This is a genomic window from Streptomyces sp. NPDC003327, assembly GCF_053589515.1.
The window spans coordinates 265,230-287,930 of sequence record NZ_JBSFSA010000002.1; the positions used below are offsets into that span (position 1 = coordinate 265,230).

21 protein-coding genes and 1 riboswitch are annotated in these 22,701 nt (G+C 74.8%); of the genes, 11 read left to right on the forward strand and 10 right to left on the reverse strand.

The window, feature by feature from the left end:
- Both ACWDVG_RS02790 and rsmH read right to left on the reverse strand, forming a co-directional pair.
- Positions 1-633, reverse strand: coding sequence for an FtsB family cell division protein (locus tag ACWDVG_RS02790; RefSeq protein WP_451695492.1), 633 nt, complete (start codon positions 631-633; stop codon positions 1-3).
- The gene (gene rsmH, locus ACWDVG_RS02795; RefSeq protein WP_451695493.1) at positions 630-1,586 is read right to left on the reverse strand and encodes a 16S rRNA (cytosine(1402)-N(4))-methyltransferase RsmH; all 957 of its coding nucleotides are present in this window, start codon (positions 1,584-1,586) and stop codon (positions 630-632) included. Before rsmH ends, ACWDVG_RS02790 begins: the two co-directional genes overlap by 4 nt.
- 326 nt (positions 1,587-1,912) lie before the next feature.
- Between rsmH and ACWDVG_RS02800 the strand changes: the two genes are divergently transcribed.
- The 4 genes from ACWDVG_RS02800 (at position 1,913) to ACWDVG_RS02815 (ending at position 7,464) form a co-directional block, all read left to right on the forward strand.
- Positions 1,913-2,455: a beta-class carbonic anhydrase gene (locus ACWDVG_RS02800; protein ID WP_451695495.1), complete on the forward strand. Its 543-nt coding sequence runs from the start codon at positions 1,913-1,915 to the stop codon at positions 2,453-2,455.
- A 212-nt stretch (positions 2,456-2,667) separates the two neighbouring features.
- The gene (locus ACWDVG_RS02805; RefSeq protein ID WP_451695497.1) at positions 2,668-3,699 is read left to right on the forward strand and encodes an AAA family ATPase; all 1,032 of its coding nucleotides are present in this window, start codon (positions 2,668-2,670) and stop codon (positions 3,697-3,699) included.
- Positions 3,699-5,042 (forward strand): DUF58 domain-containing protein, encoded by a 1,344-nt coding sequence (locus ACWDVG_RS02810; protein ID WP_451695498.1) that lies wholly within the window; start codon positions 3,699-3,701, stop codon positions 5,040-5,042. Before ACWDVG_RS02805 ends, ACWDVG_RS02810 begins: the two co-directional genes overlap by 1 nt.
- 61 nt (positions 5,043-5,103) lie before the next feature.
- Positions 5,104-7,464, forward strand: coding sequence for a transglutaminase family protein (locus ACWDVG_RS02815; protein ID WP_451695500.1), 2,361 nt, complete (start codon positions 5,104-5,106; stop codon positions 7,462-7,464).
- A gap of 581 nt (positions 7,465-8,045) precedes the next feature.
- Here the strand turns inward: ACWDVG_RS02815 and ACWDVG_RS02820 are convergent.
- From ACWDVG_RS02820 to ACWDVG_RS02830, 3 genes are all read right to left on the reverse strand, one after another.
- Entirely contained in the window at positions 8,046-8,453 is a 408-nt protein-coding gene (locus ACWDVG_RS02820) for a DUF3040 domain-containing protein (protein ID WP_451695501.1), read from the reverse strand.
- Positions 8,454-8,726: 273 nt separating this feature from the next.
- On the reverse strand, positions 8,727-9,494 hold the full coding sequence (locus tag ACWDVG_RS02825; protein WP_451695503.1) for a class I SAM-dependent methyltransferase: 768 nt from the start codon (positions 9,492-9,494) through the stop codon (positions 8,727-8,729).
- Between the two features lie 88 nt (positions 9,495-9,582).
- Positions 9,583-10,143, reverse strand: a complete 561-nt coding sequence (locus tag ACWDVG_RS02830) for an SAV_6107 family HEPN domain-containing protein (protein WP_451695505.1) — start codon at positions 10,141-10,143, stop codon at positions 9,583-9,585.
- A 200-nt stretch (positions 10,144-10,343) separates the two neighbouring features.
- Between ACWDVG_RS02830 and ACWDVG_RS02835 the strand changes: the two genes are divergently transcribed.
- From ACWDVG_RS02835 to ACWDVG_RS02855, 5 genes are all read left to right on the forward strand, one after another.
- Positions 10,344-11,243: an ATP-binding cassette domain-containing protein gene (locus tag ACWDVG_RS02835; RefSeq protein ID WP_451695507.1), complete on the forward strand. Its 900-nt coding sequence runs from the start codon at positions 10,344-10,346 to the stop codon at positions 11,241-11,243.
- Positions 11,215-13,374 carry a YhgE/Pip family protein gene (locus ACWDVG_RS02840; protein ID WP_451695509.1) on the forward strand — a complete coding sequence of 720 codons (2,160 nt, stop codon included), beginning with the start codon at positions 11,215-11,217 and terminating at the stop codon, positions 13,372-13,374. Before ACWDVG_RS02835 ends, ACWDVG_RS02840 begins: the two co-directional genes overlap by 29 nt.
- A gap of 19 nt (positions 13,375-13,393) precedes the next feature.
- A complete protein-coding gene (locus ACWDVG_RS02845) occupies positions 13,394-14,002 on the forward strand; it encodes a TetR/AcrR family transcriptional regulator (RefSeq protein WP_451695511.1) in 609 nt (202 codons plus the stop codon).
- 397 nt (positions 14,003-14,399) lie between these two features.
- Entirely contained in the window at positions 14,400-15,110 is a 711-nt protein-coding gene (locus ACWDVG_RS02850; protein WP_451695512.1) for a DUF4126 domain-containing protein, read from the forward strand.
- 43 nt (positions 15,111-15,153) lie between these two features.
- Positions 15,154-16,593 carry a phytoene desaturase family protein gene (locus ACWDVG_RS02855; RefSeq protein WP_451695514.1) on the forward strand — a complete coding sequence of 480 codons (1,440 nt, stop codon included), beginning with the start codon at positions 15,154-15,156 and terminating at the stop codon, positions 16,591-16,593.
- Between the two features lie 53 nt (positions 16,594-16,646).
- Here the strand turns inward: ACWDVG_RS02855 and ACWDVG_RS02860 are convergent, their stop codons facing one another.
- The 5 genes from ACWDVG_RS02860 to ACWDVG_RS02880 form a co-directional block, all read right to left on the reverse strand.
- Positions 16,647-17,525: a hypothetical protein gene (locus ACWDVG_RS02860; protein WP_451695515.1), complete on the reverse strand. Its 879-nt coding sequence runs from the start codon at positions 17,523-17,525 to the stop codon at positions 16,647-16,649.
- 54 nt (positions 17,526-17,579) lie between these two features.
- Positions 17,580-18,497 (reverse strand): methylenetetrahydrofolate reductase [NAD(P)H], encoded by a 918-nt coding sequence (metF, locus tag ACWDVG_RS02865; RefSeq protein ID WP_451695517.1) that lies wholly within the window; start codon positions 18,495-18,497, stop codon positions 17,580-17,582.
- Positions 18,498-18,667: 170 nt separating this feature from the next.
- Complete coding sequence (thiE, locus tag ACWDVG_RS02870; protein ID WP_451695519.1) at positions 18,668-19,321, reverse strand: thiamine phosphate synthase; 654 nt, start codon at positions 19,319-19,321, stop codon at positions 18,668-18,670.
- 111 nt (positions 19,322-19,432) lie between these two features.
- The gene (locus ACWDVG_RS02875) at positions 19,433-19,798 is read right to left on the reverse strand and encodes an Rv2175c family DNA-binding protein (RefSeq protein WP_451695521.1); all 366 of its coding nucleotides are present in this window, start codon (positions 19,796-19,798) and stop codon (positions 19,433-19,435) included.
- Between the two features lie 43 nt (positions 19,799-19,841).
- The gene (locus ACWDVG_RS02880) at positions 19,842-21,056 is read right to left on the reverse strand and encodes an NAD(P)/FAD-dependent oxidoreductase (protein ID WP_451695523.1); all 1,215 of its coding nucleotides are present in this window, start codon (positions 21,054-21,056) and stop codon (positions 19,842-19,844) included.
- A 151-nt stretch (positions 21,057-21,207) separates the two neighbouring features.
- A riboswitch (TPP riboswitch) is annotated at positions 21,208-21,321 on the forward strand.
- Here ACWDVG_RS02880 and thiO point away from each other — a divergent pair.
- Both thiO and thiS read left to right on the forward strand, forming a co-directional pair.
- Positions 21,319-22,503, forward strand: coding sequence for a glycine oxidase ThiO (gene thiO, locus ACWDVG_RS02885; protein WP_451695525.1), 1,185 nt, complete (start codon positions 21,319-21,321; stop codon positions 22,501-22,503). It overlaps the preceding riboswitch by 3 nt.
- Entirely contained in the window at positions 22,500-22,700 is a 201-nt protein-coding gene (gene thiS, locus ACWDVG_RS02890; protein ID WP_451695526.1) for a sulfur carrier protein ThiS, read from the forward strand. Before thiO ends, thiS begins: the two co-directional genes overlap by 4 nt.
- Position 22,701 lies beyond the last annotated feature (1 nt).

Below are 22,701 nucleotides of genomic sequence, written 5' to 3' on the forward strand. Positions count from 1 at the left end.
TCACCTGCCGGGTGTCGTCGGGCTTGCGGGGGGCGGCGCGGTCACGGGCTCTGTCCGTGCGGGACCGGTGCCGGTGCCGGTGGGGCCGGTGCCGGTGCCGGTGGGGGTTCCGTCGGCGGGAGGGACGCCGGCTGCCGCGTCCGTACCGGCGCTCGTCGGCGGCTTCGGGGAGCCGCCGGAGGCGGTCGGCGGCTTCGCGGGCGACGGGGGCGGGGAGCCGGGGCCCGGGGTGGCGCTCGGGGTCGGGGTGGGGCTCGGCTTGGGCGCGACCGCGACCGACGGCCTGCCGAGCACCCTGCCGTCCGGCCCGAGGAAGGCGGGGCTGCCGCCGGGGACCATGCCGAGCTCCCGGGCCCGCCGCTCCAGGGCGTCGGGCGCGGCGTAGTCGTCGACGTCCCGCTGGAGCGCCTGCTCCTCGTCGGTGAGTTCGGTGGTCTTCCGCTTGAGCTCGCTGAGTTCGAAGGAGCCTTGGTTGAGGGCCGAGTTCAGGAGCAGCAGGGTGATGAGTCCGCCGCCGAGCAGCAGCACGACGAGCAGGACGAAGGGGGTGCGGGCGGCCGAGCTTGGCCCGGACGGCATCAGCCGTCCGAGCCGTGCGGCCCGCCCTTTGAGCGGCCCCTTCGCCGGGCTCACAGCACGTCCTCCCGGATGCGCTCGGCGCCCCGCAGCCGGGCGGGCGCGGCCCGCCGGTTCTCGGCGACCTCCTGCTCGGTGGGCAGTTCGGCGCCGCGCGTGAGGAGCTTCAGCCGGGGCTGGTACTGCTCCGGTACGACCGGCAGGCCGGGCGGCGCGGTGGTGGCCGCCCCGGCCGCGAAGACCTGCTTGACCAGCCGGTCCTCCAGGGAGTGGTACGAGAGGACGGCGATGCGGCCGCCGACGGCGAGGGCCTTCACGGCGGCCGGGATCGCCCGCTCCAGGACGGTCAGCTCGCCGTTGACCTCGATGCGCAGGGCCTGGAAGGTCCGCTTGGCCGGGTTGCCGCCGGTGCGCTTGGCGGCCTGCGGCAGGGCGTCGCGGATGAGCTCGACGAGCCGGGCGCTGTTGTCGAAGGGCTCCTTGTCGCGCTCGCGCACGATCGCCGAGACGATCCGCTTGGCCTGCTTCTCCTCGCCGTACGCGCGCAGGATGCGGACCAGCTCGCCGGCGGGGTAGGTGTTGAGGACCTCGGCGGCGCTGATGCCGGTCGTCTGGTCCATGCGCATGTCGAGCGGCGCGTCCTGGGCGTAGGCGAAGCCGCGGTCGGCCTCGTCCAGCTGCATGGAGGAGACGCCCAGGTCGAAGAGGACGCCGTCGACCTTGGGGATGCCGAGCCGGTCGAGGACCTCGGGCAGTTCGTCGTACACGGCGTGGACGAGCGTGGCCCGGTCCCCGTAAGGGGCGAGTCGCTCGCCGGAGAGCCGCAGCGCCTCCTTGTCCCGGTCGAGGGCGACGAGGCGGGCGTCGGGGAAGCCGCGCAGGAGGGCCTCGCTGTGTCCGCCGAGCCCCAGGGTGCAGTCGACGACGACCGCGCCGGGGCGCTGCAGGGCGGGGGCCAACATGTCCAGGCACCGCTGGAGCATCACCGGGACGTGTCGGTCGTTGCTCAATGCGCCCTCTCAGATCAGGCGCGGGGGTTCCGGCGAGCGGGAGGAGGCCGAGCCGTGGGTACCGCCGCGCACACGGGGGAGAAACCGCGGAAATCGCTCGATGTCTCCGTGAACTTCGCGTCACTTTAGTCCACTGGACGCGCCGGTCAATCAACCGGCTGGCGCGTCGCACGACCCGGTGAGCGGCTCGGACGTTCCCCGCGGCTCACCCGTTCGGGGGTGGTCGGCCGCGGGCGTGTGGCGTGGCCCACAGCACGGGATCATTGTCGTTCTTTGTCCCCTCTCACAGCGGGCCGCGCGGAGGTGTGCCCCTTACCGTCGGGATCATGTCGACCTCCGCACACTCCCCCGTCGGCGCCACGGCGGCCGACCCCTCCGTCACCGACCGGCTCGTCGACGCGAACGCGCGGTACGCCGCCGCCTTCACCGACCCGGGCACGGACGCGCGCCCGGTGCTGCGGGTGGCCGTGGTGGCCTGCATGGACGCCCGCATCGACCTGCACGCCGCCCTCGGCCTCGAACTCGGCGACTGCCACACGATCCGCAACGCGGGCGGTGTCGTCACCGAGGACGTGATCCGGTCGCTGACCATCAGCCAGCGCGCGCTGGGCACGCGCAGCGTGGTGCTGATCCACCACACCGGCTGCGGTCTCGAGTCGCTCACCGAGGAGTTCCGGCACGAGCTGGAGATGGAGGTCGGCCAGCGTCCGGCCTGGGCCGTCGAGGCCTTCCGTGACGTGGACCAGGACGTCAGGCAGTCGATGCGGCGGGTGCGGACCTCCCCCTTCCTGGTGCACACCGACGACGTCCGCGGCTTCGTCTTCGACGTCACGACGGGTCTGCTGCGCGAGATCGACCCGGCGGCCTGACCCGGCGGCCCGGCCGGTCCCGAACGGTCGCTTCCGAACGGTCGGCGCACCCTCCTCGGCCTGGCGAAACCGCTGAAACCCCGGCATATCTCCCGCACTTGTCCACAGGCGAGTGACACAACCGGCAACGCCCACAAGAATGCACGGGTGACACCCCCCGAAGATCCCGCCGGGGGCAGGTGTCGGTGTTCCGGAAGGCCGAGGAGGGCCGGGTGACGACCTATGACGATCGAGCGAGCCTCACTGATCTGACCACCACCGTCGAGCGTGTGCGCAGGTCGGTGGAGAGTGTGATCGAGGGCAAGCCCGAGGTCGTACGGCTTTCTCTGACCGTGCTCCTGGCCGAGGGGCACCTCCTCATCGAGGACGTACCCGGCGTCGGCAAGACCATGCTCGCCAAGACGCTCGCCCGGTCCATCGACTGCTCCGTGCGGCGCATCCAGTTCACGCCGGACCTGCTGCCCTCGGACGTCACGGGCGTGTCGATCTTCGACCAGCAGCGGCGGGACTTCGAGTTCAAGCCGGGCGCGATCTTCGCGCAGATCGTGATCGGCGACGAGATCAACCGCGCCTCGCCGAAGACCCAGTCCGCGCTCCTGGAGTCCATGGAGGAGCGCCAGGTCACCATCGACGGCCAGACGTACGAGCTGCCCAGCACGTTCATGGTCGTCGCCACGCAGAACCCCGTCGAGATGGAGGGCACCTACCCGCTGCCCGAGGCCCAGCGCGACCGCTTCATGGCCCGGGTCTCCATCGGCTACCCGAACGCCGAGGCCGAGCTGAAGATGCTCGACGTGCACGGTGCGGTCTCCCCGCTGGACGACCTCCAGCCCGTGGCCCACGCCCACGACGTCCTGAAGCTGATCGAGGCGGTCCGCGGCGTCCACGTCGCCGACGCCGTGCGGCGCTACGCGGTGGACATCGTCGCCGCCACCCGCACCCACGCCGACCTGCGGCTCGGCGCCTCCCCGCGGGCCACCCTGCACCTGCTGCGGGCCGCGAAGGCCTCCGCCGCGCTCAGCGGCCGCGAGTACGTGCTGCCCGACGACCTCCAGGCCCTGGCCGTCCCGGTGCTCGCCCACCGGCTGCTGCCGTCGGCGCAGGCCCAGCTGAACCGGCGCACCGCCGAGCAGGTCGTCCTGGACATCCTGCAGCGCACCCCGGTGCCCGCCTCGGCACCGGCTCCGGTCCCGCCGGCCGGGCCCCTGTACGGCCAGCAGCAGCCCGGCGCCCGGCGGCTGTGATGACGACCGCCGCCGCGCCCGACGGGCAGCCGGGGCAGGACGACCGGGGCGGTCCGCGGGCCGCCTTCGGCGGTCTCACCACGCGCGGCCGGTCCTTCCTGGCCGCCGGCGTGGCCGCGGCCGTCTGCGCGTACGTCCTCGGCCAGGCCGACCTGCTCCGCGTCGGGCTCCTGCTCGCCGCCCTGCCGCTGATCTGCGTGCTCGTGCTGCACCGCACCCGCTACCGGGTCGCGGCGTCCCGCCGACTCACCCCGCAGCGGGTGACGGCCGGTTCCGAGGCCCGGGTCCAGCTGCGGATGGAGAACGTCTCCAAGCTCCCCACCGGGCTGCTGATGCTCCAGGACCACGTGCCGTACATGCTGGGGCCCCGGCCCCGCTTCGTCCTCGACCGGGTCGAGGCGGGCGGGCGGCGCGAGGTGTCCTACCGGGTCCGCTCCGACCTGCGCGGCCGGTTCCCGCTCGGCCCGCTCCAGCTGCGGCTCAGCGACCCGTTCGGCATGTGCGAGCTGACCCGTTCCTTCAGCGCGTACGACACGCTGACCGTCGTCCCGCGCACCGAGGCGCTGCCCGCCGTGCCCCTGACGGGCGAGGCGGTCGGTCACGGCGAGGGCCGGCAGCGGTCCCTCGCGCTCGCCGGCGACGACGACGTCATTCCGCGCGCCTACCGGCACGGTGACGACCTGCGCCGGGTGCACTGGCGCTCCACCGCCCGCTACGGCGAGCTGATGGTCCGCCGCGAGGAGCAGCCGCAGCGGGCCCGCTGCACGGTCCTGCTGGACACCCGGGGCCTCGCCTATCAGGGCTCCGGCCCGGACTCCGCCTTCGAGTGGGCGGTCTCCGGAGCGGCGTCGGCGCTCACCCACATGCTGGAGCGCGGGTACGCCGTCCGGCTCGTCACCGACACCGGCGCCACCGTCCCCGGCGACGGCTCCGGGGGCTTCGGCGGCTCGCTCCAGGACTCGGCCGACACGGCCGGGCTGATGATGGACACCCTCGCGGTCGTCGGCCCCTCCGAGGGCGCCGGGCTGTCCCGCGCCTCCGGCGCGCTCCGCAGCGGCGAAGGACTGCTCGTCGCGTTCCTCGGCGACCTCGACGAGGAGCAGGCGACGCTGGTCGCCCGGATGCGCACGCGCGCCGACGCGGCCGTCGCGTTCGTTCTGGACTCCGGCACCTGGCTGACCGGCGGCGCGGTGAGCGGGGCCGTGGACGACCGGGTGCGGCAGCTGCGCGAGGCGGGCTGGACGGCGGTCCCCGTGCCGCCCGGCGCGCGCGTCGCCGACCTGTGGCAGAGCGCCGCCGGTGTCCGCACCGACACCGCGGGCCCCCGCGGAGCCCGCTCATGACCGGCCTCGCCCGCCCCGCGCGGGCCGCCGCAGTCCGTACCGAGAGCCATGGAGGTCGGCCATGAGCGGCCGCGCTCGTCTCACGCTGGCCGCCTGGGGCGCCACCCTGATGGCGGCCGGGGCGCTGCTGCCGCTGGTCAAGCCCGCGACCTGGATCTTCACGGCGGCCTTCGTGCTGGGGCTGCTCAGCGGGGTCGGCACGCTGACCCGCCGGGTGCCGCTGGCCCGGCCGCTGACGCTGCTCGCGCAGGTCGGCGTCGCCGTGCTCGCCCTGACGCCGGTTTTCGCCCGGGAGCAGGCGGTCCTGTGGCTGATCCCGGGGCCCGAGGCCCTCGCGCACGCCGCCGAACTGTTCCGGGCGGGCGCCGACGACGTCTCGCGGTACGCGATCCCGGCGCCGGACACCGAGGGCATCCGGCTGATGCTCGTCGGCGGCGTGGTGACGATCGGCCTCCTGGTGGACGCCCTCGCCGTCACGTTCCGCCGGGCCGCGCCCGCCGGGCTGCCGCTGCTCGCCCTGTACTCGGTCGCCGCGGGCCTGTCGGGCGGCGGCGCGGGCTGGCTCTGGTTCCTGCTCGCCGCCTCGGGCTATCTGCTCCTGCTCCTGGCCGAGGGCCGCGACCGGCTCTCGCAGTGGGGCCGGGTCTTCGGCGGCGCCCAGCGCTCCGGGCGGCCCGGTTCGGCCGCCGGCAGCGGCGGCCCCGCGTTCGCGCCCGTCCGCACCGGCCGCCGGATCGGCGCCGTGGCGATGGGCATCGCGCTCGTCGTCCCGCTCGCGCTGCCCGGTCTCACCGGCGGTCTGTTCGGCGGCGCCGGGGAGAACGGGCCCGGCAGCGGCAAGGGCGGCACCATCTCGGCCGTGAACCCGCTGGTCTCCCTCCAGGAGAACCTCCGCCAGCAGGAGGACCGCGAGGTCCTGCGCTACCGGACCAACGCCGAGGACACCAGCGGCATGTACCTGCGGCTCGTCGCCCTCGACCAGTTCGACGGCACCTCGTGGAAGTCCTCGGTCCGGCCCATCGAGGACGTCCCCGACCTGCTGCCCTTCCCCGAGGGCCTGGCGCAGGGCGTCCGCGCGCCCGAGGTGACCTCCAACTTCGTCGCCTCCGAGGCGTACGAGCAGAAGTGGCTGCCCATGCCGTACCCGGCCGCCCGGGTCGACATCCAGGGGCGCTGGCGGTACGAGCCGGCCGGACGGATGCTCGTCGGCGACGACAAGCAGACCACCAGCGGCGCCCGCTACCAGGTCGTCAGCCTGGACGTGCGGCCCACCGCCGGGCAGCTCGCCGCGGCCGGGCCCGCCCCGGAGCGGCTGCGGCGCGAGTACACCAAGGTCCCGGAGTCGCTGCCGGAGGACGTGAGGGCGCAGGCCCTGCGGATCACCCGGGGCGCGGAGAACGACTACGAGCAGGCGGTGAAGCTCCAGGACTGGTTCGCCCGGGAGGGCGGCTTCCGCTACGACGTCGAGGTCGAGTCCGGCACCGGGGTCAAGGCGATCTCCCGGTTCCTGAAGGACAAGGAGGGCTTCTGCGTCCACTTCTCCTTCACCATGGCGGCCATGGCCCGCACGCTCGGCATCCCCGCCCGGGTCGCCGTCGGCTTCATGCCGGGCACCACGCAGACCGACGGCTCGCTCTCGGTCGGCATCCGCGACGCGCACGCCTGGCCCGAGCTGTACTTCGAGGGCGTGGGCTGGACCCGGTTCGAGCCGACGCCCTCGCGGGGCGCCGCCCCCGAGTACACCCGGTCCACGACGCCGTCCGGCTCGGCCACCGGGCCCGCCCAGCCGCAGCCGAGCGTCTCGGCCCAGCCGTCGGTGGCGCCGAGCGCCTCCGAGAGCTGCCCGCCGCAGCTGCGCCGGCTCGGCGAGTGCGGTCCCGACGCGGCGGCCGGTGCCGCCTCCTCGGACGGCGGCGGTACGAACCCGCTGCTGGTGCTCCTGATCGTGCTGGGCGCCGTGGTGGTGCTCGCGCTCCCGCTGCTGCCGATGCTGTGGCGCTCCCGGGTCCGGGCGCGGCGGCTGCGGTCCGGGGACGCGCTCGCCGTCTGGGCGGAGATCAACGACACCGCCTGGGACTACGGGGTGGAGCCGGACGAGTCGCGGACGCCGCGCACCACCGCGGCGCGGCTGGTCCGGCGCGGTGAGCTGCGGGGCGAGTCCGCGGAGGCGGTGCACCGGGTGGCGCGGGCCGTGGAGGAGACGCTGTACGCGCCGTCGCCGCGGGCGGTCGCCGGGCTCGCGGGCGAGGCCGAGCGGGTGCGGGGCGGGTTCCACGCGGCGGCGGGGCGGGGGGCGCGGGCGCGGGCGCGGTTCGCTCCGCGCTCGGCGGTGCGGGTGAGGTGGGCGGTGTCGGCGCGCTGGTCGACCACGACCACCACCTGGTCCACCCGCCTCCACGCCCTCCGCCCCCACCGCCCCTGACGGCCCGGCGCGGGGCACGCCGGGGGGGCGGGCCTCTCCCCCCGCGCGGGCGCCCACCTCTGAGGCGTTGCCTCCGTGCTCCCGCCGGGGCGGTGCCGCCGTCGCACCCCCCGTGCGGACGGCGCTTGCCGGAAGCGGCGCCAGGGGCCACCCCCGTTGTGGGCATTCGTCCCGCTGGGGCGGGACGGGTGGGCACAACGGACGGCGCCCTTGCCGGCGCAGGAGGCCCCTGCGCCTGAACCAGCACCACTGGTGCGGCTCCCTTGTGGTGCGGGCAGGTACAGGGAGCGGAGACGCCCGCCAGGGCGCCGTCCCGTGTGCCCACCCGTCCCGCCCAGCGGGACGATTGCCCACACGGAGGTGGGCACCGGCCCGACGGGCGCAGCCCGCAGCGGGGGCGGGCGCGGCCCGCGGCGGAGGTGGCCGCCGACACCGGCCCCCGCGGGCGCAACCCCACGGGGGCGTGCACCGCCCAGGGCGTGTGACGGGCACCGGCACTCGGGGGCCGGGGCAGGAAAAAACCCCGCGCCGGGTGGGCCGGGCGGGGTTGAGGGGGTGCGGGGCCTCCGCTCAGGGGGGCGTCAGTGGCCGCCGCCCTGCTGCTCGTCGCGGCGGCGCTGCCACCGCTCTTCGATCCGGTTCATCATGGAGCGTCGCTGCCGGGTCTGACGGCCACCGGCCGCCGCCCCACCCCTGGCCGGCTGCTGCTCACCCGGCTTGGGCGCCTTGCGCCACCCGGTGACCGCCAGGACCGCGCAGCCCAGCATGACGAGGAATCCCACCACGCTGATCCAGATCTGCTGTGCGACCATTCCGGCCATGAGGAGCGCGATACCCACCAGGAAGCCGGCGACTGCCTGGTAAACCCGTCGCCGGGTGTACGTACGCAGTCCGCTTCCCTCGAGCGCTGTCGCGAACTTGGGGTCTTCGGCGTACAGCGCTCGCTCCATCTGCTCGAGCATTCGCTGCTCGTGCTCCGAGAGCGGCACGGAGTCCTCCTAGTCGTCGGTCGCGGGGGCGACCGGTTTGCGGCCCTTTCAGGATAGGCAGGGAATCGCCCCCGTGAAACCCGCCCTCAATGCCGAACAGCCGATCCGGGCCGCCATGCGGATCGGTTGCTGAGGCGTTGATTCCCCAGCCCCTGGTCCGTCATGCCGGATGCTTTCCCCCGATCATACGGGGCGGAACCCCACATGGGGCGGGCTGTGGCGTACTCCTCCGAAGGGTGCCGCCCACACCGCCGTCCGGGTGACCGTCCGGGATCAGGCCTGCTTCTCGCCGAGCAGGTGCAGCTGGGTGGCGATGGCGTGGAAGGAGGGCAGCTCCGCGGCGGCGGCCTCCAGCTTCAGGAGGGCCTCGGCGGCGCCCGGCTCGGTGTCGACGAGGACGCCCGGGACGAGGTCGGCGAAGACCCGGACGCCGTGGACGGCGCCGACGGCGAGTCCGGCCCCGTCGGCCAGTTCGACGAGCTGCTCGGCGGTGAACCGCCGGGGCACGGGGTCGCCGGCGCCCCAGCGGCCCGCCGGGTCGGTGAGCGCGGTGCGGGCCTCGGTGAAGTGTCCGGCGAGGGCGCGGGCGAGGACGGCTCCGCCGAGGCCGGCGGCGAGCAGGCTGAGGCTGCCGCCGGGCCGGAGCGCGGCGACGGCGTTCCGTACGCCCTCGGCGGGGTCGTCGACGTACTCCAGGACGCCGTGGCAGAGCACCGTGTCGTACGAGGAGCGCTCGACGACGTCGAAGAGGCCGCGGACGTCGCCCTGGACGCCGGTGACCCGGTCGGCGACCCCGGCCTCGGCGGCCCGGCGCTCCAGCGCGAAGAGCGCGTTGGGGCTGGGGTCGACGACGGTGACGCGGTGCCCGAGGCGGGCGACCGGGACGGCGAAGTTGCCGGAGCCGCCGCCGGTGTCGAGGACATCCAGGCCGTCCTTGCCGGTGGCCTTGGCCCGACGGTCGAGCGCGTCCTTGAGGACGTCCCAGACGACTGCGGTACGCAGGGAGGCGCGCGAGGGGCGCGACGACGCCTCTCGACCCATGACAGGGGAAGGGTCCGGCACGGCTGTTGACTCCTCGGTGACGGGTACGGACGCTTCCCACCCTATGGCCTCGGAACCGGTGGGCGGATCATCCCGGGGGCTCGCCGGCTCCGGCCTGCCGCGGCAGCACCGGCCGGAGGGCGAGGAGCCGCTCGACGAGGCGCAGGAAGTGGGCGGCGTCCCTGAGCAGGTCGTCCGCCTCGCGTCTGCTCGCCGCGCTGGTGATCCCCGCCTCGGCCCGAGCCCGGCGCTGCGCGCCGGAGGCGAAGAGGGCGCTCCACTCGGCGAGCTCGGGTGCGAGCGCGGGCAGGAGCTCCCAGGCGCTCCTTATGGCCTGGCGTCTGCGGGAGGCGGGCTGGGGCCGGGCGCGGGCGGCGAGGACGGCGGCCGCGGCGCGCAGGGCGGCGAGGTGGGCGGTGGCGTACCGCTCGTGGGGGCGGTCGAGCGCGGCGGCCTCGGCGAGCCCTGCGTGGGCCTTGGCGAGGAGGTCGAGGGCGGCGGGCGGCGCGGACGCGCGCCGCGGGACGGGGTGGACGTCGGACGCGGGCCCGCGCTGGGCGGGAGCGGGGCGGCCTGCCCCGGGGACTTCGGCAGGGGAGGTGCCTCCGGGGCGGCGCCTGGGCGCGGCTGCTGCGGAAGAGCTGGCCATGACGAGCCTCCTGTCGTCGCGTGACGGCACTGTCGCCGTATGTGTCCATGGTGAGGGCACCCACTGACAATCGCGCTGACCTGTGGCTTTGCCTGATTCGACAGCCCGGGGTACTTTTTGAACTGACCAGTCAGTTCAAAAAGGGGGAAGTGGGGGTGGGGCCCGTGGGAGCCGGGGAAGCCGGGGAAGCCGGGGAAGCCGTGGAAACGGGATCGGAAGTCGGGGGTCGGCCGCACGGCGCCGCCGTCGTCGCGGACGGGCTCGGCCTGAAGGGACCGCGGGGCTGGGCCTTCCGCGGGGTCTCCTTCCGCGCCGAACCGGGGACGCTCGTCGCGATCGAGGGCCCGTCGGGCAGCGGCCGGACCTGTCTGCTGCTCGCGCTCACCGGCCGGATGAAGACCGGCGAGGGCCACGCGGAGGTCGGCGGTCTCCCGCTGCCGCGCAGGATGGCGGCCGTCCGCCGGATCAGCGGCCTCGGCCAGGTCCCGGGCGTCAGCGAACTCGACCCGGCCTTCACGGTCGCCGAGCACCTGCGCGAGCGGGCCCTGCTCCAGCGCCGCTTCGACGGCTCCGTGCGGGCCCTGCTGCGCCGGCCCTCCGAGCGCGCCGCCCGGACCCGGGCCCTGATCGACGAGGCCGTGGCGGCCGCGGGCCTCGACCTCACCGCCCTGCCGAAGGGCGAGCGGACCTCCGTACGGGACCTGGAGCGGCTGGAGGCCCTGCGCCTCTCCCTGGCCCTGGCCCTGATCGGCCGGCCCCGGCTGCTCGCCGTCGACGACACGGACCTCAAGCTCTCGGACGCCGACCGGGCCGAGGCGTGGGCGCTGCTGCGCTCCCTCGCCGCGTCCGGCACGACCGTCCTCGCGGTCTGCAGCGAGGCCCCCGACGACGCCCTGCGGATCACCACCGTCGCCGACAGCGCCCAGGCGCCCGCGGACCCGGGCGCCCAACCCGCCGCGCCGGACGACGCCCCGGACGACACCCCCGACGACGACACCAGCGACTCCACCGCCCACACCAACGACACCGCGGACGACGACACCGCCGACGACACCGAGGAGGGGGCGGCCGATGCGCTCGCCGAAACTGGCCGCGCTTGAGCTGAAGCGTTTCGGCAGGGGAAAGCTGCCGCGCGCCGCGCTCGTCGCGATCCTGCTGCTGCCGCTGCTCTACGGCGCCCTGTACCTGTACTCGTTCTGGGACCCGTACAGCAGGCTCGACCGGCTCCCCGTCGCCCTCGTCAACGAGGACCGCGGCGCCACCGCCGACGGCAAGCCGGTCAACGCCGGTGACGACATCACCGAGGGCCTCCTCGAGAGCAAGGTCTTCGAGTGGCACCGCGTCAGCGACGCCGAGGCCCGCGAGGGCGTCGAGGACGGCACGTACTACCTCTCCCTGACCATGCCCGCCGACTTCAGCGCGCGCATCGCCTCCAGCTCCGGCGACGCGCCCGAAACCGGCGCCCTGCGGGTCCGGACCAACGACGCCAACAACTACATCGTCGGCCAGATCTCCCGGACGGTCTTCTCCGAGGTGCGGACCGCGGCCTCCACCAAGTCCTCCCGCACCTTCCTCGACAAGATCTTCATCTCCTTCTCCGACATCCACGACGCCACGGCCAAGGCCGCCAAGGGCGCCGCCGACCTCAAGAAGGGCGTCGACAAGGCGAAGAAGGGCTCCGAGAACCTCAGCGACGGCCTCACGACGGCCAAGAAGGGCAGCGGTGACCTGGCGGGCGGCCTGAAGAAGCTCGACAAGGGCGCCACGGAGCTGGAGACCGGCTCCCGCAAGGTCGCCAACGGCACCCAGGCCCTCGCCGACAAGGTCAACGGCACCGCCGACAAGGTCCGCCCCTACCTGGCGAACAACGGCACGTCGATCCGCGACACCGCCCGGCTCGTCTCGGACTCCGCCACCGCCGCCCGGCACGACCTCGACGACCTCGTCCGGCGCGCCCCGCTGGTCCGCGCCGCCGCGCACCGGGCCGACGACGGCCTCGCCGGCCTCCACCGCGAGCAGTGCGAGGGGAAGGCCGCGGCAGCGGCGCCGACGCCGGCGGCCACCGCCGGGACCCTCCCCGTGCCCGACGTCACGGGGGTCCCCGCCCCCGACCGGACCAGGATGTGCGAGGTCCTCAAGGAGGCCTCGGTCACGGCCGACGACGTGGCCACCATCGCGGACGACGTGCACGCACTGACCAAGGACAGCAACGGCGACCTGAAGACGCTGGACGCGCGGCTGGCGACGCTCGTGCGGCAGGCCGACGAGCTGGCCCGGCGCGCCCCGCACCTCGACGAGGACGTCGAGGGCGCCATCCGCAAGATCAACGAACTCAACGCGGGCGCCAAGAAGGTCGCCGAGGGCGCCGACCGGCTGCACACCGGCATCACCGACGCCAAGACCGGCTCCACCAGCCTGGACAAGGGCGTGGGCCGCCTCAAGAAGGGCGCGGGCGACCTCGACGGCGGTCTGTTCAAACTGGCCGACGGCTCCGGCGACCTGGCGGTCGGACTCCACGACGGTGTGGAGCGGATCCCGGACTACGACAAGGCGGACCGCGACCGGCGCACGGAGGTCATGGCCGACCCGGTGCGGCTCGCCGCGCAGTCCCTGCACAAGGCGCCGAACTACGGCACGGGCTTCGCCCCGTACTTCATCCCGCTCTCCCTCTGGGTCGGCGCGATGGTCGCGTACATGATCATCCAGCCGATGAACCCGCGCGCCCTCGCCGCCGGCGCCTCGGCCTGGCGGATCGCGCTCGCGGGCTGGTTCCCGGTGGCGGCGATCGGCGTCCTCCAGGTCGCGGCCCTGATGTCGGTGCTCCACTGGGGCATCGGCCTCCAGATGGCCAGGGCGGCCGGCACGGTCGGCTTCCTCGCCCTCGTCACCTGCTGCTTCGCGGCCATCATCCAGTGGCTCAACGCCCGCTTCGGCGCGGCCGGCCGCATCCTGGTCCTGGCCGTGCTGATGCTCCAGCTGACCTCGGCGGGCGGCACCTACCCCGTACAGACGAGCCCCGGCTTCTTCAACGCCGTCCACCCCTTCCTGCCCATGAGCTACGTGGTCGAGGCGCTGCGCCGGCTGATCACGGGCGGCGGGACCGGACCCGTCTGGCAGGCCTGCGCGGTCCTGACCGCCTTCACCGTGGGCGCCCTGGCCCTGACCGCCGTCTCCGCGCGCCGGAAGCAGGTGTGGACGCTCGACCGGCTCCACCCCGAACTGTCGCTCTGAACCTGTGAGAATCGACCCCATGGACAGCAGCAGCACCCGGCGCCAGGCCACGCGCGCGAAGCTCTACGAGGCGGCCGTCACGCTCATCGCCGAGCAGGGCTTCTCCGCGACGACGGTCGACGAGATCGCCGAGCGGGCGGGCGTGGCCAAGGGCACGGTCTACTACAACTTCAAGAGCAAGACCGAGCTCTTCGAGGAGCTGCTGCGGCACGGGGTCTCGCTGCTCTCCGCCTCGCTGCGGGCGGCCGCCGAGGAGACCGCGGAGCGCGGCGGCAGCAGGGTCGACGCGCTGGACGCGATGATCCGGGCCGGCCTCGTCTTCATCGACCGCTATCCCGCCTTCACCCAGCTGTACGTGGCCGAGCTCTGGCGCACCAACCGGGCCTGGAACTCCACGCTCCTGGTGGTGCGCCAGGAGGCCGTCGCCGTGGTGGAGGGCGTCCTGCGGGAGGGGGTGGCGGCCGGTGAGCTGAGCGAGGACATCGACGTGCAGCTGACGGCGGCGGCCCTGGTCGGGATGGTGCTGGTGGCGGCCCTCGACTGGCAGGCGTTCCAGAGCGAGCGGTCTCTGGACGACGTGCACGCGGCGCTCTCGCGGCTGTTGCACGGCCGGGTCGGCGGCCGCTGACCCGGCCTCCGCGGTCCTCTCCCGGACGGACGGCACGGACGGCAGGGACGGCAGGGACGGCAGGGACGGCAGGGACGGCAGGGACGGCACAGCCGACGGAGACGGAGAAGGAAGAAGGCCGGTGGGCCGGGCTCGATCCCCCCCGAGCCCGGCCCACCGGCCTTCGCGCGCACCCCCGCGCGCGTCCCCCCGTACACCCCCGCGCGCGTCCCCCGTACGCGCGTCCCCCGGGTCACCGGCAGGCGCGCGACCCCGTTCCGCCGCCCCGTGTCGGCGGTGCGGAGCCGCGCCCCTTCCGTGTGCACCACTCTCCCCCGCGCGCCGCGCCGCGCCCATCCGCGCGCGTACTCATCTCGCCCCCTAGGTACGCGTACTCACTCCTGGCTACGATCGCGTGGTGTCCGTACTCCCCCTGGTGTTCACCAGCGGCTGGGCGAGCGGGATCAACGCGTACGCGGTGGTCCTCCTCCTCGGCCTCTTCGGCGCGACCGGGCTGACCGACGAGGTGCCCGCGTCGCTGCAGCGCACCGACGTCCTCGTCGTCGCCGGCGTGCTCTTCCTCTGCGAGGCGGTGGCGGACAAGATCCCGTACGTCGACTCCGCGTGGGACGCCGTCCACACGGTGATCCGGCCGGTCTCCGGGGCCGTCGTCGCCGCGCTGCTCGCCGGGCAGGACGGCTCGCTGCCCCAGCTGGCGGCGGGCGCGGTCGGCGGTTCGACCGCGCTGCTCAGCCACTTCGTCAAGGCCGGGACGAGGATGGCGGTCAACACCTCGCCCGAGCCGTTCTCCAACATCGCGCTGAGCATCGCGGAGGACCTCGGCGTGGCCGGGATCATCACCTTCGCGATCTTCAACCCGGTGGCGGCGGCCGTGATCGCGGCCGTCCTGCTCGCCCTCGGCCTGGCGATACTGGTCTTCCTCGCCCGCCGGATCCGGCGCTTCCTGCGCCGCCGGGCGCAACGCCGCGAGGAGAAGCGGCTCCAGGCCGGACGCCGGGCCGGACACCCGGACGGACACCCGCACGCACGACGGGCCGGACGACGGGACGGACGGTTCACGACCGCCGCCGCGGAGTCGCGGCGGCCACCGGAGGACGCGGAGTTCTGACCGGTCGCCGGGGCTGTCGGTGGCGCCGGATAGGGTCGCTGACATGGCACGGATTGTGGTGATCGGCGCGGGTCTCGGCGCCATGGCGACGGCGGCCCGACTGGCCGTGGCGGGCCACGCGGTGACGGTCTACGAGCGGGCGGGGACGTACGGCGGAGCGGTCGGCCGCTTCTCCCGGGACGGCTTCGCCTTCGACACCGGCCCCGGCCTGCTGCACCTTCCCGCGGTCTACCGGGACCTGTTCGTGAAGACCGGCAAGCGGCCCCTGGAGGAGTGCGTCGAGCTGACGCAGGTGGATCCGGCGGCCCGTCACGTCTTCGCCGACGGCACCACCGTGGACCTGCCGAACGCCTCCCGGGCCGGCACGATCGCCGCGCTCGACGCCGCGCTCGGGGCGGGCGCGGGCGAGCGCTGGGGCGACTTCCTGGTGCGGGCCCGCGAGGCCTGGGACCGCACGCGCCGCCCGCTCCTCGAAGAGCCGCAGCCGGCCGATCCGAAGCCGCTGGCCCGTGAGCCGTACCCGGCGCTGAAGGCGGGGCTGCTGCGCCGCCCGACGACGACGCTCGCCCAGGTGGGCGCGCGGGAGCTGCGCGACCCGCGCCTCGCGGCGCTGCTCGGCGCGTACGCGCGGGCGTACGGCTTCGACCCCGCCACCGCCCCGGCCTCGGCCGCCGTGCTGCCGTACATGGAGCAGACCTTCGGCAGCTGGTACGTCTCCGGGGGCATGCGGGCGCTCGCCGACGCGGTGTACGAGCGGTGCCGGGAGCGCCGGGTGGAGTTCGTCCTCGGCACGGCGGTCACCGAGGTGCTGGAGCGGGGCGGCCGGGCGGTGGGCGTGCGTCTCGCGACGGACGAGACGGTGGAGGCCGACCACGTCGTCTCCGGCGCTCCCGTTCCGTCGCTGTACGACGACCGGGTCGTCGGGCGGGACGGCGACGCCGACGGCCGGCCGGGCTTCCAGGTCCTCGGGACGGGACGGGTGACGGTCTGTCTGGCGCTGCGCGGGGCCCGGGAGACGGGAGCCGTGCACCGCACGGTGGTGCACGGCGCCGACGGGCGGCCCGAGGTGACGGTGCTCCGGCCGGACGACCCGGCGCTGCGCCCGGACGCGGAGCACGAGTCGGTCACCGTCACCGCGACGGTGGCGACGGCGGCGGGGCCGCGGGAGTGGGAGGCCTGCGCGGACCGGATGGTGGAGGCGGCCGGGCAGGCGGTGCCGGGGGTGCGCGAGCGGCTCCTCTGGCGGCACGTCCGGACCCCGGAGGACGTCCGGCGGGAGACCGGCTCGGCCGAGGTGCCGGGCCCCGCGCTCGCGGGCGACGGGGGGCGGCTGCTCCCCGCGGCCAACCGCTCGCCACTGCCGGGGCTGTACTTCGCGGGCGGCTGGGCGCACCCGGGCGGCGGGCTCGCCCACGCGGGCATGTCGGGGGCGCTGGTGGCGGGCCTGATCGTGGAGGGCGCGGACTTCCGCGGCTCCCGGTGACCGGCCCCGCGGCCACCGTCCCCCGGTGACCGCGCCCCCGCCCCGACCACCCGTCAGTAGCGGTACTGCGACTGGTCGTCGGGGTACTGCTCGTAGCCGTACGGGCCCGGGGCCTGCGGCTGGGGGGCCTGCGGCGGCTGGTCCGTGTCGCGCTGCTGCGGCACCCAGACGCCGCCGGGCGGGGTGTCGTAGGTGTACGAGGGGGCGTACGGGTCGCCGTAGTACGAGGTGTACTGCTGGCCGTCGGGCCCGCGCCCGATGTACGGGTCGGAGTACGCGGCGTACTGCTGCTGCCCGGCGTCGGTGCCGTAGTCGTAGGACGGCTGCGGCTGCTCGTAGGAGGGCCGGCCGCCGTAGTCCGGCGCGTAGGGGTCGTAGCCGGGGGCCGCCGTGCCGTAGCCGTCGGGAGCGTCGTAGCCGTCGGGGGCCGGCGGCTCGTACCCGGGGGAGGCCGCGGCGGGCTCGTAGACGCCGTACTGGCCCGTGTCCTCGGGCATCGGCTGGGGCTCGTAGACGGTGGTGGTCTCGGCGGCGGACTCCGGCCGGTGGCCGTACTCCTGGTACTCCCGCTCCCCGCCCCCGTGGGCGCCCTGCTCGTCGTACGAGAGCCCGGTGACCTCCAGGGTCGGCCCGGCCTCGGCGGGCGGGCCGGCCTTGCGGCGGCGGCTGGCTCCGGGGCTGCCGCCGATCGCCCAGCCGGTGGAGAAGCCGCGGCGGAAGGAGAGGGTCACATAGGTCTGGCCGACGGCGAAGCCGATCGCGCCGATGACGATGACCGCGACCGAGGGCAGCAGCACGCCCAGGACCACGCCGAGGAAGCCGCAGAAGGCGAGAAGTCGCCAGCGCAGCCGTGCCTTGTACTGGAGGAGCACCTCGCCCAGCAGCCACAGCGCGACCACGCCGAACGCGATGTAGAGGACCGTCCACCCCATGCCCCGCCGCCCCTCTCCACGGTCACCGCCGCGGGTCGGGGCGGGTACGACCGGTCACGACTGCTGGTGCAGTCCGAGATTCTCGTAGATCTCGAGCGTCGCTGTGGAACTGTTCAGCGTGATGAAGTGCAGTCCGGGGACACCCTCGGAGAGCAACCGCGCGCAGAACTCCGTCGCGAACTCGATACCGATGGAGCGTACAGCGGCGGGATCGTCCTTGACGGCGAGGATCCGGTCTTTCACGTCCCGGGGGAAGGCCGCGTTGCTCAGCTGGGGCAGCCGGTCGAGGGTCTTCACGTTCACAACGGGCATGACCTCGGGGATGATCGGGGTCTCGCAGCCCGCCTTGGCGACGCTGTCGCGCAGCCGGAGGTAGTTCTCCGGATCGAAGAACATCTGGGTGATCGCGTAGTCGGCGCCCGCGCGGCACTTGTCCACGAAGTGCCGGATGTCCGTGTCCCAGTCGGTGGACCGGGGGTGCATCTCCGGGAAGGCGGCGACGCCCACGCAGAAGTCGCCCGACTCCTTGATGAGCCGGACGAGGTCGGCGGCGTACCGCACGCCCTCGGGGTGCTCGACCCACTCCCCCAGCGGGTCGCCGGCCGGGTCGCCCCGCAGGGCGAGCATGTTGCGGATGCCGGCGTCGGCGTACTGGCCGAGGACGTTCCGCAGCTCGGCCACGGAGTGGTCGACGGCCGTCAGGTGGGCGACGGGCGTGAGGGTGGTGTCGGAGGCGATCTTCTGGGTGGCCTTGACCGTGCCGCCGCGGGTGGTGCCGCCCGCGCCGTACGTCACGGAGACGAAGCTCGGCCCGACCGCCTCGACGCGGCGCATCGCGTTCCAGAGGACCTGCTCGCCCTTGGCGGTCCGGGGCGCGTAGAACTCGAAGGAGTACGACGTGCTGCCGGAGGCGAGGATCTCGCGGACGGTGCGCGCGCGGTCCGACCGGACGGAGGCGGTTCCAAGGGCCATATGGGCAGGTTAGACGGGTGCCGGTGGCCCGTGGAAACGGCGTCCGAGTACTGGACACGTTCGTGGACACCCCGTCGGGCGGCGCGGCGGCCGCCCGGCGGTGGCCCCGCCGGGGGGCCACCACCCGCCCCGCGGCCCCCGTGGCGGGCGCCCGGTCAGGCGGGGCCCGGTCAGGCGTCGGCGCGCTCCCGGACCCGCTTGGCGAGGGCGGCGGCCGCCGCCGCCGGGTCGTCGGCCTCCGTGAGGGCCCGCACGACGACGATCCGGCGCGCCCCGGCGTCCAGGACCTCGTCGAGGTTGGTCTCGTCGATGCCGCCGATCGCGAACCAGGGGCGGTCCTGGGCGAGGTCCGCCGCGTACCGCACGAGGCCGAGGCCCGGCGCGTACCGCCCCGGCTTGGTGGGCGTGGGCCAGCACGGTCCGGTGCAGAAGTAGTCGACGCCCGGCTCGGCGGCCGCCGCGGCGACCTCCTCCTCGGCGTGGCAGGAGCGGCCGACGAGGACCTCCTCGCCGAGGATCGCGCGGGCGGCGGGGACCGGCAGGTCCCGCTGGCCGAGGTGGAGGACGTCGGAGCCGATGGCGTGGGCGACGTCCGCCCGGTCGTTCACGGCGAGGAGCTTGCCGTGGCGGCGGCAGGCGTCGGCGAACACGGCGAGGTTCTCCAGCTCCTCGCCGGCCTCCATGCCCTTGTCGCGGAGCTGCACGATGTCCACGCCGGAGGAGAGCACGGCGTCGAGGAAGGCCGGCAGGTCGCCCTGGCGCTTCCTGGCGTCGGTGCAGAGGTAGAGCCGGGCGTCGGCGAGTCGCTCACGAGGCGTGGGCATGGATGGGTCCCCCCGTCGGATGGCGCCGGTGCCGGGGCGGCCGCGCGGCCCGGAAGGGCCGGCGGGGTCCGCCACGGCACCCGCGAATGGATCGGTCGCTCTTCGGTCGTGTCAGACGGCGAGCGCCTGGGCGCGGCGCTTCACCTCCGTGCCGCGATTCTCGCCGAGCGCCTGGGCGGGCGTACCCGGAAGGCTCGGGTCCGGAGTGAAGAGCCACTCCAGCATCTCCTCGTCGGTGAAGCCGTCGTCCCGCAGCAGCGTCAGGGTCCCGGAGAGGCCCTTGACGACCTTGTCGCCCTGGATGAAGGCGGCGGGCACCTGCAGCGCGTTGTTCTCTCCGCGGCGCACGGCGATGAGCTGGCCGTCCTTGACCAGCTGCCGCACGCGCGTCACCTCGATGTCGAGCATCTCGGCGATGTCGGGGAGGTAGAGCCACTCGGGGACGAGGGCATCGATCTTTGCGTCAATCTCGGTCACAGGACAAGCCTGCCACCTGCGACTGACACCCGGTAGTCGGGTCCTACGCCACCGCCGCCTTGAGGGGGACGGACGGGTCCGCCGCGCGGGCCGGGTCGACCGGGGTGCCGGTCTCGATCAGCCTGCGGCCCTGGGCCAGGTCGCGGGGCCTGCCGACGGCGAGCAGCGCAACCGGCACCCCGCGGCGCAGCCACAGCACGGACCAGGCGTCCTGCGACTCGTCGCCGCGCCTGACCTGCTCGTCGGCGCCCGCGTGGTGCCCGGCGTACTGGACGAAGCGGCCGAACTGCTCGGACCAGAAGTACGGCACCGGGTCGTACGGCGCGTCGGCGGCGCCCAGGATGTCGGCCGCGACCGTGCGCGGCCCCTGGAGCGCGTTGTCCCAGTGGTGGACGAGGAGCCGGGTGCCGTAGCGGGCCGAGGGGAAGGAGGCGCAGTCGCCGACCGCGTACACGTCGGGCAGGGAGGTGCGGAGCCGGTCGTCGGCGGTGACGGCGCCGCCCGGGTCGAGGGCGATGCCGGATCCGGCCAGCCAGTCGGTGGCCGGGCGGGCGCCGATGCCGACGACGACGGCCTCGGCGGCGAGTTCCCGGCCGTCCTCCAGGGCGACCGCGCCGGGCCGGACGGCGGCCACGCGCGCGTGGGTGAGGAGTTCGGCGCCGCTCTCCCCGTACCAGCCGGCCATGCAGGTGGTGATCTCGGCGGGCAGCGCGTCGGCGAGGGGTCGCTCGGCCGCCTCCACGACGGTGACGGCGCAGCCCGCCGCGCGCGCGGCGGTGGCGAACTCGGCGCCGATCCAGCCGGCGCCGACGACCACGACGGTCTGCCGCCGCTCCAGGACGGGGCCGAGGCGGACGGCGTCGTCGAAGGTGCGCAGCAGGTGGACGCCGGGGACGCCCTCGGAGCCGGGGAGGGTGAGGGGGTGGGCGCCGGTGGCGACGACCAGCGTGTCGTACGGGACGGGCCCCGCCTCGGTGTCGATCTCGTGGTCGGCGGCGCGCAGTCCGGTCACGTCCACGCCGAGCCGGAGCTCGACGTCGAGGTCCTCGAAGTCGATGTCGAAGGCGGAGTGCTCGGCGGTGCCGAGGAGGACCGCCTTGGAGAGCGGGGGCCGGTCGTACGGCTGGTGGGGTTCGGCGCCGAAGAGGGTCACGGGGCCGGAGAAGCCCTGTTCGCGCAGGGCGACGGCGGTCTGCACGCCCGCCATCCCGGCGCCGACGATCACGACGTGCCGCGGTGTCTGCTTCTGCTCGCTCACTCGTCCACCTTACGCACCTGACGCCGCGTCAGGCGGCGTGGGCGGTGGTCTTTCCGCGGCGCCGTAGCGGGACGCGACCGGGAACAGATCCGGCCACGAGCCGGGCTCCCCTACCGGGCGCGGGTGGCCGGGGTTAGTCTGACCGTCAACGTAAAGCACACGCGGGAGCCCGGACGCACCGGGCTGAGAGGGAGGCTGTCGCGGCCTCCGACCGTACGAACCTGATCCGGGTCATGCCGGCGAAGGGAGGGGCTGGACGCCCATGCGTTCTTCCGATGTCCTCGTGGTCGGGGGCGGCATCATCGGCCTGGTCACGGCCTGGCGGGCGGCGCAGCGCGGGCTGCGCACCGCGGTCGTCGACCCGGACCCGGGCGGCGGCGCCGCGCGGGTCGCGGCCGGGATGCTCGCCGCCGTCACCGAACTGCACTACGGCGAGGAGACCCTCCTCGGGCTCAACCTCGCCTCCGCCCGCCGCTACCCCGACTTCGTCGCCGAGCTGGCCGAGGCCACCGGCCACGACGTCGGCTACCGCTCGTGCGGCACGCTCGCCGTCGCCCTCGACGCCGACGACCGGGCCCACCTGCGCGAACTGCACGCCCTGCAGAGCCGGTGCGGCCTGGAGTCCGAATGGCTCAGCGGCCGCGAGTGCCGACGCCTGGAGCCGATGCTCGCGCCGGGCGTCCGGGGCGGGCTCCGGGTCGACGGCGACCACCAGGTCGACCCGCGCCGCCTCGCCGCCGCGCTGGTCACCGCCTGCGAGCGGGCCGGGGTGGTCTTCCACCGGGCGCTCGCGGACCGGCTGACAGTCGTACGGGACCGGGCGCGCGGTGTCCGGCTCGCCGACGGCACCGGTGGCGGCGCCGGGGCGGCCGGGGGCGTCGAGCTGGCGGCCGACCAGGTCGTCCTCGCGGCCGGCAGCCTCAGCGGCCGGCTCGCGGGCGTGCCGGCGGACGTGCTGCCGCCGGTCCGCCCCGTGAAGGGCCAGGTGCTGCGGCTGCGGGTGCCCGCTCCGTACGCCCCCTTCCTGTCCCGGACCGTCCGGGCCGTCGTCCGCGGCAGCCACGTCTACCTCGTGCCGCGCGCGAACGGCGAGCTCGTCGTCGGCGCCACCAGCGAGGAGCTCGGCTGGGACACGACCGTCACCGCGGGCGGGGTCTACGAACTCCTCCGCGACGCGCACGAGCTCGTCCCCGGCATTACCGAGCTGCCGCTGACCGAGACGCTCGCCGGGCTGCGCCCCGGTTCGCCGGACAACGCGCCGCTGCTCGGCCCCAGCACCCTGCCCGGCCTCCAGCTGGCCACCGGCCACTACCGCAACGGCGTGCTGCTGACGCCCGTGACCGGCGACGTCATGGCCGAGGCGCTCGCCACGGGCCTGCTGCCCGACGAGGCACGCCCCTTCTCCCCCCGCCGTTTCTCCTCCGTCCGACTGGAGCAGCCCGCATGAACGTGTCCGTGAACGGCGAGCACCGGGTGCTCTCCGGCCCCCTCTCCCTCGACGCCCTCGTCGCCACCCTGACCGCGGCCCCCTCCGGCGTGGCCGCCGCCCTCAACGAGACCGTCGTACCGCGCGGCGAGTGGGCGTCGACGGTCCTCGGCGAGGGCGACCGGGTCGAGGTCCTCACCGCGGTGCAGGGAGGCTGAC

What these genes read in the sequence shown, in the direction of transcription:
- ACWDVG_RS02830 (WP_451695505.1), bottom strand. Translation starts at nt 10,143, where the DNA reads ATGGCCAGCTCTTCCGCAGCAGCCGCGCCCAGGCGCCGCCCCGGAGGC.
- metF (WP_451695517.1), bottom strand. Translation starts at nt 18,497, where the DNA reads ATGGCCCTTGGAACCGCCTCCGTCCGGTCGGACCGCGCGCGCACCGTC.
- ACWDVG_RS02845 (WP_451695511.1), top strand. Translation starts at nt 13,394, where the DNA reads ATGGACAGCAGCAGCACCCGGCGCCAGGCCACGCGCGCGAAGCTCTAC.
- ACWDVG_RS02810 (WP_451695498.1), top strand. Translation starts at nt 3,699, where the DNA reads ATGACGACCGCCGCCGCGCCCGACGGGCAGCCGGGGCAGGACGACCGG.
- ACWDVG_RS02860 (WP_451695515.1), bottom strand. Translation starts at nt 17,525, where the DNA reads ATGGGGTGGACGGTCCTCTACATCGCGTTCGGCGTGGTCGCGCTGTGG.
- ACWDVG_RS02855 (WP_451695514.1), top strand. Translation starts at nt 15,154, where the DNA reads ATGGCACGGATTGTGGTGATCGGCGCGGGTCTCGGCGCCATGGCGACG.
- thiO (WP_451695525.1), top strand. Translation starts at nt 21,319, where the DNA reads ATGCGTTCTTCCGATGTCCTCGTGGTCGGGGGCGGCATCATCGGCCTG.
- ACWDVG_RS02825 (WP_451695503.1), bottom strand. Translation starts at nt 9,494, where the DNA reads ATGGGTCGAGAGGCGTCGTCGCGCCCCTCGCGCGCCTCCCTGCGTACC.
- ACWDVG_RS02840 (WP_451695509.1), top strand. Translation starts at nt 11,215, where the DNA reads ATGCGCTCGCCGAAACTGGCCGCGCTTGAGCTGAAGCGTTTCGGCAGG.
- ACWDVG_RS02800 (WP_451695495.1), top strand. Translation starts at nt 1,913, where the DNA reads ATGTCGACCTCCGCACACTCCCCCGTCGGCGCCACGGCGGCCGACCCC.
- thiE (WP_451695519.1), bottom strand. Translation starts at nt 19,321, where the DNA reads ATGCCCACGCCTCGTGAGCGACTCGCCGACGCCCGGCTCTACCTCTGC.
- ACWDVG_RS02815 (WP_451695500.1), top strand. Translation starts at nt 5,104, where the DNA reads ATGAGCGGCCGCGCTCGTCTCACGCTGGCCGCCTGGGGCGCCACCCTG.
- thiS (WP_451695526.1), top strand. Translation starts at nt 22,500, where the DNA reads ATGAACGTGTCCGTGAACGGCGAGCACCGGGTGCTCTCCGGCCCCCTC.